The organism is Nocardia sp. NPDC052566 (assembly GCF_044547285.1).
GTDB lineage: Bacteria > Actinomycetota > Actinomycetes > Mycobacteriales > Mycobacteriaceae > Nocardia.
Genome location: NZ_JBIUAF010000009.1, coordinates 93404 through 106578 on the forward strand (window position 1 = coordinate 93404; position 13175 = coordinate 106578).

Consider the following 13175-nt stretch of genomic DNA (forward strand, 5'->3'; position numbering starts at 1 on the left):
GCCGTCATGGCGACTTCGGGAGCGAAGCTGGCGCCCCCGCTGATGGGGCAGGTGTTCGACGGGCCCGCTGGATACGCGGGAGTCGAGGCGACGCCCGAGTGGGCGCAGGAGATCAAGCGACTGGCGCGCGAGCGCAACGCGACCATCCTCGCGCACAACTACCAACTGCCGGAGATCCAGGACGTGGCCGACCACGTCGGCGACTCCCTGGCGCTGTCCCGCATCGCGGCCGAGGCGCCCGAGGACACCATCGTGTTCTGCGGCGTGCACTTCATGGCCGAGACGGCCAAGATCCTCAGCCCGGCCAAGACCGTGCTCATCCCGGATCAGCGGGCAGGCTGTTCGCTCGCCGATTCGATCTCCGCCGACGAGCTGCGCGCGTGGAAGGCCGAACACCCGGACGCGGTCGTGGTGTCCTACGTGAACACCACCGCGGAGGTGAAGGCGCTCACCGATATCTGCTGCACCTCGTCCAACGCGGTCGACGTGGTCGCCTCGATCGATCCGGACCGCGAGGTGCTGTTCCTGCCAGACCAGTTCCTCGGCGCGCACGTCAAGCGGGTCACCGGCCGGGAGAACATGCGGATCTGGGCCGGCGAATGCCACGTGCACGCGGGCATCAACGGTGACGAGCTCACCGAGCAGGCGCGCACCCACCCGGACGCGGAACTGTTCGTGCACCCCGAATGCGGTTGCGCCACTTCGGCGTTGTACCTGGCGGGCGAGGGCGCGTTCCCGGCCGACCGGGTGCACATCCTGTCCACCGGCGGCATGATCGACGCCGCCAAGGCGGCCAAATCGAACCAGGTGCTCGTCGCCACCGAGATCGGCATGCTGCATCAGCTGCGCAAAGCCGCGCCCGGCATCGACTTCCAGGCCGTGAACGACCGCGCGTCGTGCAAATACATGAAGATGATCACCCCGGCGGCGCTGCTGCGCTGCCTGGTCGAGGGCACCGACGAGGTGCACGTAGACCTGGAAACCGCAGCACGCGGCCGCAATTCGGTGCAGCGCATGATCGAGATCGGCAATCCGGGCGGTGGTGAGTGACCCCTGCCGTCCCGGCGGTGGTCGTTGATCGGTTGCGCCGCAACCGGTTCCGAGTGGTTGGCCGGCGGCGCGTGGTTCCGGTCGTTGCCGGAACCCGCTGCCGGACACCCGGAAACGCACAGAGAGGCACAGGTGCGTGATGAGTCCAGTGTCGATCGGCTGGGAGGCCGAGGCCGATCTGGTGGTGATCGGTGGCGGCGTCGCGGGCCTGACCGCGGCGCGCACGGCGTCGCTGCGTGGTCTGCGAGTACTCACGCTCAGTAAGGGCGGTCCCAACGACACCTCGACGCAGTACGCGCAGGGCGGTATCGCCGTCGTCGCGCCGGACGGGGATTCGGTGGAATCGCATGTCCGCGACACCGTCGAGGCGGGCGGCGGGCTGTGCGATCTGGCCGCGGTGCGCTCCATCGTGTCCGGTGGCCAGGAGGCCGTCGCGGCGCTGACCGACCTCGGCGCGGTCTTCGATCTCGGTCGTGACGGCCAGATTTCGCGGACGCGGGAGGGTGGGCACAGCGCCCGCCGGATCATTCACGCGGGTGGTGACGCCACCGGCGCGGAGGTGCAGCGCGCGCTGAACGCGGCCGGGCTACCGGTGATGTTCGGCGCGGCCGCGTATCGGATCATCACCGGGCCGTCCGGGGTGCAGGGCGTTGTCGCGCTGTCCGGCAAGGGTTTCGGCGTGGTGCACGCGCCCGCCGTCCTGCTGGCCACCGGCGGTCTCGGCCAGCTCTACCGGCTCAGCACCAATCCGCCCGGCGCCACCGCCGACGGTGTGGCGCTGGCGCTGTGGGCCGGGGCGACCGTGGCCGATCTGGAGTTCGTGCAGTTCCATCCGACGGTCCTCTACGCGCCGGACGGCATCGGGCGCAGGCCGCTGATCAGCGAGGCGGTTCGCGGTGAGGGCGCGATACTCGTCGACGCCGCGGGCGATTCGGTGACCGCGGGTGTCCATCCACGGGGCGATCTCGCGCCGCGCGATGTGGTCTCGCGTGCCATCGCCGCCAGGATGCGGGCAACCGGCACCGATCACGTCTACCTCGACGGCCGGGCGATCGATGCCTTCGCGCAACGGTTTCCGACCATCACGGCCTCCTGCCTGGCGGCGGGCATCGATCCGGCCACCGATCTCATCCCGATCGCACCCGCCGCGCACTACCAGTGCGGCGGTGTCGTCACCGATCCGTACGGCCGTACCACGGTGCCCGGACTGTACGCCGCCGGAGAGGTGGCGCGGACCGGCTTGCACGGCGCGAACCGACTAGGTTCCAACAGCCTGCTGGAAGGCCTGGTCGTCGGTGAGCGCGCGGGTGCGGCGGCCGCCGAGCGACAGGGCGAACCTGCCCGGGTCACCGAAATCCCCGACGGCGCGCTGGAATACGTCGACCGCGCGGTGCTCCAGCAGGCGATGACCGAGCACGCCGCCGTGGTGCGCGACGGCGCCGGACTGGCCGCCGCGACAGCGATATTGAATGAGGCCGCGGTCTCGGACAACGCCGCGACACTGAGCGGTACAGCGGCATCGAACGAGGCTGTGGCGAGGAACAATGCCGCGGTATCGAACGGCGCCGCGGCGTCGAGTAGTGCGAGGGTCTCGAATGGCGCTGCGGCACTGAGCAATGCCTCCGCATCGAAGGGCGCTTCGGTAGTGGACGATCCCGAGGCGCGCAACGGCGCTGTGGCACAGCGGATCACGGCCTTGGAGGACGCCGCGCTCACGCTCACCGCGCGCGCACTGCTCCTCGCCGCCACCGTGCGCACCGAAAGTCGCGGCTGCCATACCCGATCCGATCATCGCGGCCCCGAAGACTGGCTGCGCCAGAGCATGTCGATCCGGCTCGGCCGCGACGGTACCCCGCAATTGGCGCCCGCGGGCCTCCCCGTCGCGCCCCGGCACGCGCTGTCACTGACCGCGCCATGACCGGTTTGCCCAGGGGTACCACGCAATTCGCAGACCCGTGTGCCGGCGGCGGTCGATTCCGCCGGCACCGCAGCCGCTGTCCGCGCCGTGTCGCGGGCAGTCAGACAGGAGTGCACCGATGGTTCTAGACAACGGACTCGACCGGGACGAGATGCTCCGGCTGATCCGCACCGCACTGGACGAGGATCTGCGCTACGGACCCGATATCACCACGGCGGCAACGGTTCCCGCCGACGCCGTGGTCAAGGCGTCGGTGGTGTCGCGTCAGCCGGGCACGGTGGCGGGCATCGATGTCGGCCTGCTCGTGCTCGACGAGGTGATCGGCGCGGACAACTACGAGATCACCGGCCGGGTGCCGGACGGCACCAGGGTGTCGCCCGGCCAGTCGGTGCTGGATCTGGTCGCGCCGACCCGCGGCCTGCTCACCGCCGAGCGCACCATGCTCAACCTGGTCTGTCACCTGTCCGGTATCGCGACGGCCACCGCGGCCTGGGTGGACGAGGTCTCGGGTACCGACTGCAAGATCAGGGACAGCCGAAAGACGTTGCCCGGCCTGCGCGCACTGCAGAAGTACGCGGTGCGCCTCGGCGGCGGCGTCAACCACCGCATGGGTCTCGGTGACGCCGCACTGATCAAGGACAACCACGTGGTTGCCGCGGGCTCGGTCGTCGACGCCCTGCGCGCCGTCCGCGCCATGGCGCCCGATATCGCCTGCGAAGTCGAGGTCGACAGCCTCGAACAGCTCGACGCCGTCCTCGCCGAGAACGTGGAACTCGTTCTGCTGGACAACTTCCCACTCTGGCAGACTCAGGCCGCCGTCCAGCGCCGCAACAATGCCGCACCGAATACGAAGCTCGAATCCTCGGGCGGCCTGACCATCGACTCCGCGGCCGACTACGCCCGCACCGGCGTCGACTACCTGGCCGTCGGCGCCCTGACCCATTCGGTCCGAGTCCTCGACCTCGGCCTGGACATGTAGCACGGTTCAGCCGGGCAGATCCTGAGTTGTGGGTGCATACGACACCTCGGGCGGATCGGCCGCGTGCGCCCGGCAGTGGCCGCCGGTGTAACGGGAGCGTTGCGCGGTCAGGCGGTCAGTTCGCGTTCGAGCGGGGTGCGGAAGCGCGGTATGGCCCGGACGTCGCCGTACCACGCCGCGGTCCGGGCGACCTCGGCATCGATCAGGGTCGTGGCGTCCGAGCCGACGTCTTCGAGTAGGCGATAGACGATTTCGCCGTCCGAGCGCTGGGCCCAGCCGCCTATGATGCGGCCGTCAGACCAGATGGTGGGGCCGATATTGCCGTTGCGGTCGAACAGCGCGGGTGCGTGCGGCCCGAGGTACCAGTCGCGGGACTGCCAGCCCATCGGGGTGGGGTCGAGTGCGGGCAGGAGCGCGACCCACGGGTCGGGCGCGGGCACGGGTTCGAGATCGTCGGCGAGCAGCAGGCCGGTGATGCCGTCGAGGTCGACCTCGACGGTATCCAAGCCCGCCAGCGCTTTTCGTACCTCGCCGAGCGTCCAGCCGGTCCACCACTTGATGTCGGCGACGGGCGCCGGGCCGAAGGCGTAGAGCCAGCGGCGGACCAGTTCGGTGCGCGCCGCTTCGGCGGGCAGTGCCGTAACCCCTTCGGGCAGCCAGGATTCCATGGGGGACCAGGTGTATTGGCTGCTCGTCCAGCTGCCGTTGGGCCTGCCGCGCACGATGCGGCCCTCGCAGCCGAGGATCACCAGCACCCAGGTGGTGATGCCGGTGGGTTTCGAATACGCCTTGTCCGGTGCGGTATTCACCTGCGTGCGCAGCCGCGGCACCTCCTTGCTCAGCTGAGCGCCGGTCGCGGCGCCGCGCGCGAGCAGTGCCCGATGCGTCTCCGCTTCGACGTCCGCGAGCCAGGCCAGCGCGTCACCGTCGGTGACACCGGCCTGTTCGAGGAAGCGCCCGTAGGTGCGCCGCTGCTTGTGCGCCAACGCGTCCGCGCACGAACCCTGCAGCACCGGAACCAGCTCGGTCGGCGCGACGAACATGGTGCGCCGCATGGCGAGCATGCGCAGCAGGGTGCGGTCGTCGTAGAGCGCCTTCTCCACATGCCTCGGTTCGGCCGCCACACTGCGCGCGCCGACCGAGAGGAACACCGTCGCCGGATCGGTGGCGTGCAGCACCACCAGTGACCGGACGATATCGGTCACCGCATCGGTCCGTGCCAGCGCGGCGAGCCGGTGCCGCACCGCGAGCCTGGCCCGCCGCTCGGCCACATCCATCGAACGCATGGACGAATACTAGCGGCAGGCCGAAGACCTCAGAGGCCGAACGTCTGTGGGTTCAGCCGCAGCGCCTGGCACGCCTCGCGTACCGCCGCGACCTCGGTCTGGTCGAAGTTGCCGTCCGCGTTGCCGATCATGATGCCGATCTGGATCACCGCGTTCGCCTCGACGGGCTTGCTCGCCGCCTTGGCGATCTGCTGCATGACGTGCGCGCGCCCGAACGCCGGATCGGCGACGATGCGATTGCAGTTGTCCTCGAACAGATTCCGCAGTTCATCGGCCGGGAAGTTCTGCAGCACCTGATCGGTGGTGATCAGCCCGGCGACCCTGGTGCGCTCGGCGGTCTCGATGGTGCCGTCGGCCGCGGCGACCAGCGCGCACATGGCCATGCTCGCGTCACGGAACGATCCGCCGCGCAGCTCGTTCTTCTTGGCCAGCAGCTGTTCCCGCCATTTCGGCGCCTTCTCCATGACATCCATGAGTCGGCCGAAGTTCGTCGCGTTGGTCAGCAGACGGTTCAAGAAGGCCATGGCACACTCCCCGGAAAGGTTCGGACGCGACAGACCCACGTTGTTTGATGACGCAGCGTGCCCGAACGCTGGATCGACACCGCGCACCGTAGCAGAACCGGGTTCGACACGCGCGCCCCGAAATGCGCCCCGTTCCGCTCAGCGAACCGGATTCGGCGTGCCCCCAGACGAGTTCACGGCTTCCAATCGCGGACCAGGTCGAGCAGGCCGGGGAACCGCGCGTCGAGGTCATCGATCCTGACCATGCTGCGCCGCTCCAAGCCGTACTGCCGCTGGCGGGTGACGCCCGCCTCGCGCAGCGCCTTGAAGTGGTGCGTCAGCGTCGATTTCGGCCGGTCGATCTCGAACCAGCCGCAGGAACGGTCGGTATCGGGCGATTCCAGCAGCAACTTCCGCACGATGCCCAGCCGCAGCGGATCGCTGAGTACCCCGAGCACCTCCTCCAGGCGCAGCTCGGCGCGCGCGGGTTCGGGGAACGGCGTCGGCACCGAAGTCATCGGGAGTCCTCCTGTCGCGAATTCCTTGTACGAGTTTCATCGTACTAGATGCTATGTTCGACTCCGCTCGTACTAGTACGAAGAAAATCGAACTGATGGAGGTCGAGATGACGGCGGTACTCGAACGCGTGGACACCGCACAGCGCAGTGGCCCGCTCTGGCTGGCCGCGTGGCCGGTGGCGGCGGTATTCATCCTGTCCAACGCGGCGACGCCGCTGTACGTGGTGTGGCAGCGCGAGCTCGGTTTCTCCGCGGGCACGCTGACCGTGGTCTTCGCCTGCTACATCGTCGGGCTGCTCGCCGCGCTGCTGGTGGCCGGTGTGGTGTCGGACCGGATCGGGCGCAAGCCGGTGCTGCTGCCCGCGATCGCGCTGGCCATGGTGGCCTGCGTGCTGTTCGCCACCGCGTCCTCGGTCGCGATGCTGGCGCTGGCCAGGCTGCTCACCGGTCTCGCGGTCGGCGCGACCGTCTCGGCGGGCATGGCCGCGGTCACCGATATCGGCGGCGGCGAGCGGAAAAAGCTTGCCGCGCTCGCGGCTTCGTCGGCGATGGTGCTCGGCGCGGGGCTCGGCCCGCTGCTTGCCGGTGTGCTGTCGGAGACGCTGCCCGGACCGACCGTGACCGTGTTCGGTGTCGAAATGGTCCTGCTCGCCTCGGCTTTCGTGGTGGTGGCCCGGCTGGATCTGCCGCGCGGCGCCGGCGGTCGCGGACCGTGGATCCGCATTCCCGCGGTCGCCCCCGGCGGGCGCACGGCGGTGCTGCTCGGCATCGCGGTCTTCGCTCCCGGGATCACCGCCACGTCGTTCGTGCTGTCGCTCGGCCCTTCGCTGCTGTCGAATCTGCTCGGCGCGACCAACCGGGTGCTTGCCGGCGGCCTTGCGTTCGTGATGTTCCTCGGCGCCACCGGAATTCAGTTCGCGGCCAAGCGGCTCCGGGTGCGCACCATCCTGCTCGGCGGTTCGGCGGCGACGGCGCTGAGCATGCTCGCGCTGGTGGCCGCGCTGTCCGCCCGATCGATCGCGCTGTTCGCCGCGGCCGCGGTGCTCGCCGGTGTCGGACAGGGGCTCGGCCAGTTCGGCGGTCTCACCTCGATCAGCGCGGCCGTGCCCGCGGACCGGCTGGCCGAGGCGAACGCCGCGCAGAACGTCGGCGGCTATCTGCCCGCCGCGGTGCTGCCGCTGAGCGCCGGATTCCTCAGCGACGCCATCGGACTGACCGCGGGCGCCACGATTTTCGGCGCGGTGGTGCTGAGTGCGGCGGCGGCCGGTGCGGTTTTCGTCACTCGGCGCGGTGGAACAGATTCGGCGCCGGGCCGGTTCTCGTGATCAAAGGCCAAACGATGAAGTGAGGTGTCATGAGCAAGCCGACCGATCCGGCGTACCACTGGGATGGACAGAGCCTGGACCTGGACGCCTATCTGCGCCGGATCGGTTTCGATGGCGAGCGCACACCGACACTGGAGACGCTGCGCGAGCTCGTGTACGCGCACACCACGACCTTCCCGTTCGAGAATCTGGAGACGATCCTCGGCCGTCCGGTGCTGCTGGACGTGGTGTCGTTGCAGGACAAGATGATCCGGCGGCGGCGCGGCGGCTACTGCTACGAGAACGTCGACCTGTTCGCGGCGGCGCTCGAGCGCATCGGGTTCGGCGTCACGGGCCTGCACGCCAGGACCAGCATGGGATCCGGTGCGCTGCGGCCCGCGACGCACGCCCTGCTGCGGGTGACGGTCCCCGGCGACGCTCGCGCGTGGATCTGCGATGTCGGCTTCGGCTCCGGACCGCTCGCGCCGTACGAGCTCACCGAGGGCGGCGAATTCGCGCTGGGCCAGTGGCGATTCCGGCTCGAGCTGACCCGCGGCGAACTCGATACCGACCTCTGGGTGCTGCACCACTTCGCCCGCGACGGCTGGGTCGACCGCTACACCTTCACCACCGCGCCGCAGTACCGCATCGATTTCGCGGTGGGCAACCACTTCGTCGCCACCTCACCCCGCTCGCCGTTCACCGCCCGCCCGTTCGTCCAGCGCTTCCTGCCCGAGGTGCACCACGTCCTGGACGGCACCACCTGGATCACCGAGTACCCCGACGGTTCGGGCGAGTCGCGTGAGGTGGAACCTGCCGATCTGCCGAAACTCCTGCACGAGGTCTTCGACATAGAACTCGATGAGACCGACGCCGCGACGCTGAGCTCGGCCCCATGGCTCGCGCTCCGAGTCGGCCGACCTGACGCCTGATGTCGTGAGTACAGGGGTAACCCCGCAAGGATTCATCAGCGAAGCCACCTATTTCAGGCGCAGTTCATAGACGGCCCGGTTGTCCGTTCTGGCGCAAGGAGTAGGGGATGCTGTCGCTGCCCCGGCTAGCCGCCTTCCTGATCCGTCAACAGTTCGTCAACGTACCTGCGGCGCATGAGTCGGACTGGTCGCTCATGGGGCCGCTATCAAATGGCCGTGGTACGCTCATCGTATTCGATAATATATTCGGGGATGAGAAATGGCAACGATACCAGCCACTATTGTTATTCACGAAACAGGCCGCGTCGAGCGTCTCCAGATGGCCGATAATGAGCCATTGGCCTGGCTGCGGGCCGTACTCGTATCGGATACTGTCGATCATATTCCGCTCGGTCCGCAAATGCGACTATATTACGATCCGGAATCGACGCGTGCAGAAAATTCTGTTACATCTGAAATGCTGCGCGCATATCCGGCGGAATCGCCGGGGACCATCCGTGGAGCGGTCGCGGTGTGTCGATGGGATCAGCGAGCCGGCGCCGTACACGATTTATTCGTCGCTCAGGTCGATCGGATATCCGAACGCTTCTTGCGAGACATCGTCGCTCGGGAGAGGGTGTGTTCGCTGGTCATCGACCCGATTTCCGGTTCCCTGAAAAAAGTCAACATTCCGTCCGGATCGGTCGAGACCTGGTTCGCCGAGTTATTGGACGAAAGTGATCGTCCACGGCGGAAGAGTGGCGGCATTGCCGTCGTCGAGCTCCAGCGCGAGATAGTGATGATCTCGGCGGCGCTGATAATAGGCCGGACGAATCTCCCTGCTTGCGATTTGCATGCAGCATTCGTTGACAGATCGAATCCGATGGTGCTCGGGCCCGCGTTGATCTGTCGCGAAGATCCGAATACCGGAATGTATACCGACCTCGAAAAGGAGCAGTTCGATCGCGTGATGATCGTATACAACTCCATGCCGAACTACTATCGGTCGATGGGATATCGCGGGAGTGGGAAACCCGAGCGAAGGTGGACAAATTCCCAGAAGGGCGAGTTGGGTTTCAGGTTCGGCAAGGACGATTGATCCGGTTGATCGGGCGAACTCGGCCACGGTCCGACCGGCGGCCGCCGACGTGAACTGATGCGACGCTGATGTCCGGCCTGACCGTGTGCGCACGGGTACCGGCTAGGGTCGAGCGGGTGCGTAACCACTTGAGGATCCTCGCCATGTTCGCGGCCCCGGTGTTCGCCCTCGCCGCATGCTCGTCGGGCCCGGATCAGCCGAAGACGGTCGCCCAGCAGTTCGCCGACGCGCTGAACCGCGACGATGTGAACGGCGCAGCGTCGCTGACCGACGACCCGGCCAAGGCCGCGCAGACCATCGGTCGGCTGTTCGACGGCCTCGGCAAAGAGGTGAAATTCGAGGTCCGCGAATCCAACAAGGACAAGGGCACTTTCGGTCTCGCGGCCACCTGGAAGCTCGGCGCGGACGGCAAGAACGAGTGGAGCTACACCACCACGGGCGCCGCCACCGACAATCGCGGCTGGCGGATCAACTGGAACCCCACCATGCTCGCGCCCGGCCTCGATCTCGGCCCGCTGAGCTACGGCCCGTCCTACGGCCCGCCCGCGCGGATCCTCGACGCGTCCGGCGGTGAGCTGATGACCCAGCAGGTCGTCACGCTGGTGAATCTCGCGCCGGGCGCCGACACCGCCGCGGTCGCCGCGCTGCTCGCGCCGATCTCGCCAGGGATCACCTCCCAGTCGCTGCAATCGGAACTAGCCGGGGCGCAAGGCAAACCGATCACCGCGATCACGCTGCGCGCCGCCGATATCGCGCCGATCCAGACGCAGCTGGCCGCCATCACCGGCGTCACCCTGGCCCCGCAGACGCGCCTGCTGACCACCGACAAGGCACTGGCCTCGCCGACGCTGTCCGGGCTTGCCGAGCTGTGGCAGCAGAGCACCGACGCCGCCGCGGGCTGGGCGGTGCGCGCGCAGACCGCCGACGGCAGCACCCAGCGCATCGCCGGTCAGGATCCCAAGCCGAGCGCCGATATCGCCAGCACCCTCGATCTCGGGCTGCAGCGGGCCGCCGAGGCCGCGCTCGCCCCGATCGGCACGCCCGCGGCGATCGTCGCGCTGCAACCGTCGACCGGCAATGTGCTGGCGATGGCGCAGAACGCGCCCGCCGACGCGCAGGGCCCGATCGCGCTCACCGGTCTGTACCCGCCGGGCTCCACCTTCAAGACCGTCACGGTGTCGGCGGCGCTGCAGGCGGGTTCGGTGACGCCGGACACTGTGCTGCCGTGCCCGGGTTCGGCGAATATCGAGGGCCGCCGGATCCCCAACGACAACAACTTCGATCTCGGCAGCGTGCCGCTGCACACCGCCTTCGCCAATTCCTGCAACACCACCATGGGCAGCCTCGCGGTGAAACTCCCGCCGGACGCCCTGACCAAGGCCGCCGCACAGCTCGGCCTCGGCATCGACTACGTCACACCCGGCCTGACCACCGTCACCGGCAAGGTGCCCGCCGCCGATACGCCGGCGCAGCGGGTCGAGTCCGGCATCGGCCAGGGACAGGTGACCGCGACGCCGTTCGGCATGGCGCTCGTCGCCGCGTCGCTGGCCAAGGGTGCGGTGCCCGCGCCCGCGATCGTCAAGGGCAAGCCCGGCGTTCCGGATAAAACGCCCGCCGCGCTGCCGCCGACCGTGGACGACCAGATCAAAACCATGATGCGGGAGACGATCACCGGCGGCACGGCCACCGCGCTGAAGGACATCCCCGGATTGCTCGGCAAGACCGGCACCGCCGAGTACATCGATGACAAGCACGCGCACGGCTGGTTCGTCGGCATCGACGGCGATCTGGCCTTCGCGGTCTTCATCAGCGACGCCGGAAGTTCGGGCCCCGCGGTGCAGGCAGCTGGGAAAATGTTGCGCGCGCCACGCTAGAAAGTGCGCCACGCCGTAGCCCTCGCCGACACGCGGAGCGGGCCAGCTACACTCGTCTCGGACCACGTATGTGGGTCAATACGCGGGATGTCACGATTTCGAGAAGGTTCGGAGTAGGCGCCATCGATACCGGTCAATTGATCGCGGAACATTACCGCCTGGTCGAGCGGATTGGTAGCGGCGGCACAGGCGTAGTTTGGCGCGCCGTCGACGAACGCCTTCAGCGCTCGGTGGCGGTCAAGCAGATCCACATCAAAGCGAGTCTGCCTGCGGCGGAGCGCGATGTGGTGCGCCAGCGGGCGATCCGCGAGGCGCGCAACGCCGCGCGATTCCAGCACCCCAATGCCATCGTCGTCTTCGACATCACCGAGCACGACGGCGATCCGTGCCTGGTGATGGAGTACATGAAGTCGCGCAGCCTGGCGATGGTGCTGTCCGCGCAGGGCATGCTGCCGCTGAGCCAGGTCTCGCGGATCGGCGAGCAGGTCGCCTCGGCGCTGATCGCCGCGCATCACGCGGGCATCGTGCACCGCGACGTGAAGCCGGGCAATGTGCTGCTCGACGACCACGGCATCGTGAAGATCACCGACTTCGGCATCTCCAGGGCCACCGGCGATGTCACCCTCACCGAGACCGGGCTGATCTGCGGCACCGCGGCCTACCTCGCGCCGGAATGCGCGCGCGGCGCGGACCCGACCCCGGCGGCCGACGTCTTCGCGCTGGGCGCAACGCTTTTCCACGCGCTGGAGGGCGAGCCGCCCTACGGCGCGAACGCCAACCCGCTGGCCGTGCTGTACGCGGCGGCCAACGGCCAGGTCAGCGAGCCGCGCAACGCGGGAGCCGCCACCGATTTCCTGCTGCAGCTGCTCAGCCCGGAGCCGGAGGACCGGCCGTCCATGCGGGACGCGCACGATCACCTCGCCGCGCTCGCCGATTCCGGGTCCGCGCCGGTACACGCCGGATTCGTGCCTGCCAGTGAGGCGTACGCGCGCAGGCAGGTCGGCGCGCCCGACGGGGCGACCACCGCGCTACGGCCGAGCGCCGTCGCGTCGCCGACCTACGCGCCGACCGAACGACAGTCGCGTCCGCAGCCGGTCGCGCCGCCGCGTCCGCCCCGGCACAGCGGTCCGCAGCCGGATACCGCCGCGCATCCGCGCACGGCGGCGCATCCGCGCACCTCGACCCAGCACCGTCCGCCGCCGCGTTCGTCCTCGGGCGGCAAGCGCCGCGCGATCCTGATCGGATCGCTGGTCGGTGCGGTGATCGCGGCCATCGCGATCGCGGTGAGCGCGCTCAACGGTGGTGGCGGCACCACGCCGTCGGTGCAGGCGGGTCAGCCTTCGACGGCCAAGCCGTCCGCGGGGCCGAGTTCCGCCGCGTCCGGTGGGCTCGGCCAGACCAAGAGCTCCGGGCAGCGGGTCGACATCTCCGCGGCCGCCGACGTGATCAACGGGTTCTACTCCAACATCCTGGACTCGAACTACTCCGGCGCGTGGAGCAAGCTGACGCCCGCCGCGCAGCAGGTGTACGGCAGTCAGCAGGCGCTGCAACAGTATTGGACCGCCAACCCCATCGCGAGCTACCGCAGCATCGAGGGCAGCAACAAGAGCGACGGCTCGGCCGATATGAGCGTGGCCAGCCTGACCTCCGGCGGGTCGAACAGCTCGCCGCAGCTGCGGGTCGTCGACAGCAGCGGCAAGCTGCTCATCGACAGCAACACCAAACCCGCGTAG

General features: G+C 68.7%; 11 protein-coding genes. 8 read left to right on the forward strand and 3 right to left on the reverse strand.

Annotation, left to right across the window (positions count from 1 at the left end; translation table 11 throughout):
• Nucleotides 1-6 precede the first annotated feature (6 nt).
• From nadA to nadC, 3 genes are all read left to right on the forward strand, one after another.
• On the forward strand, nucleotides 7-1050 hold the full coding sequence (nadA, locus tag ACIG5A_RS41060) for a quinolinate synthase NadA (protein ID WP_397250521.1): 1044 nt from the start codon (nucleotides 7-9) through the stop codon (nucleotides 1048-1050).
• A 139-nt stretch (nucleotides 1051-1189) separates the two neighbouring features.
• On the forward strand, nucleotides 1190-2968 hold the full coding sequence (locus ACIG5A_RS41065; protein ID WP_397250524.1) for an L-aspartate oxidase: 1779 nt from the start codon (nucleotides 1190-1192) through the stop codon (nucleotides 2966-2968).
• 118 nt (nucleotides 2969-3086) lie between these two features.
• The gene (gene nadC, locus ACIG5A_RS41070) at nucleotides 3087-3947 is read left to right on the forward strand and encodes a carboxylating nicotinate-nucleotide diphosphorylase (protein ID WP_397250527.1); all 861 of its coding nucleotides are present in this window, start codon (nucleotides 3087-3089) and stop codon (nucleotides 3945-3947) included.
• A 107-nt stretch (nucleotides 3948-4054) separates the two neighbouring features.
• Here nadC and ACIG5A_RS41075 read toward each other — a convergent pair whose 3' ends face one another.
• The 3 genes from ACIG5A_RS41075 to ACIG5A_RS41085 all read right to left on the reverse strand — a co-directional run bounded on the left by ACIG5A_RS41075 (nucleotide 4055) and on the right by ACIG5A_RS41085 (nucleotide 6254).
• Nucleotides 4055-5233, reverse strand: a complete 1179-nt coding sequence (locus tag ACIG5A_RS41075; RefSeq protein WP_397250529.1) for a winged helix DNA-binding domain-containing protein — start codon at nucleotides 5231-5233, stop codon at nucleotides 4055-4057.
• Nucleotides 5234-5262: 29 nt separating this feature from the next.
• On the reverse strand, nucleotides 5263-5706 hold the full coding sequence (locus tag ACIG5A_RS41080) for a tellurite resistance TerB family protein (RefSeq protein ID WP_397250972.1): 444 nt from the start codon (nucleotides 5704-5706) through the stop codon (nucleotides 5263-5265).
• A 224-nt stretch (nucleotides 5707-5930) separates the two neighbouring features.
• Nucleotides 5931-6254 (reverse strand): ArsR/SmtB family transcription factor, encoded by a 324-nt coding sequence (locus tag ACIG5A_RS41085; RefSeq protein WP_397250531.1) that lies wholly within the window; start codon nucleotides 6252-6254, stop codon nucleotides 5931-5933.
• 95 nt (nucleotides 6255-6349) lie between these two features.
• On the opposite strand from ACIG5A_RS41085, the gene ACIG5A_RS41090 reads away from it, so the two are divergent.
• The 5 genes from ACIG5A_RS41090 (at nucleotide 6350) to ACIG5A_RS41110 (ending at nucleotide 13175) form a co-directional block, all read left to right on the forward strand.
• Entirely contained in the window at nucleotides 6350-7579 is a 1230-nt protein-coding gene (locus ACIG5A_RS41090) for an MFS transporter (RefSeq protein WP_397250533.1), read from the forward strand.
• A 29-nt stretch (nucleotides 7580-7608) separates the two neighbouring features.
• A complete protein-coding gene (locus ACIG5A_RS41095; protein ID WP_397250535.1) occupies nucleotides 7609-8490 on the forward strand; it encodes an arylamine N-acetyltransferase in 882 nt (293 codons plus the stop codon).
• Nucleotides 8491-8749: 259 nt separating this feature from the next.
• Nucleotides 8750-9568, forward strand: coding sequence for a hypothetical protein (locus ACIG5A_RS41100; RefSeq protein WP_397250537.1), 819 nt, complete (start codon nucleotides 8750-8752; stop codon nucleotides 9566-9568).
• A gap of 143 nt (nucleotides 9569-9711) precedes the next feature.
• Nucleotides 9712-11442 (forward strand): penicillin-binding transpeptidase domain-containing protein, encoded by a 1731-nt coding sequence (locus tag ACIG5A_RS41105; protein ID WP_397250974.1) that lies wholly within the window; start codon nucleotides 9712-9714, stop codon nucleotides 11440-11442.
• A gap of 137 nt (nucleotides 11443-11579) precedes the next feature.
• Nucleotides 11580-13175: a protein kinase gene (locus ACIG5A_RS41110; protein WP_397250539.1), complete on the forward strand. Its 1596-nt coding sequence runs from the start codon at nucleotides 11580-11582 to the stop codon at nucleotides 13173-13175.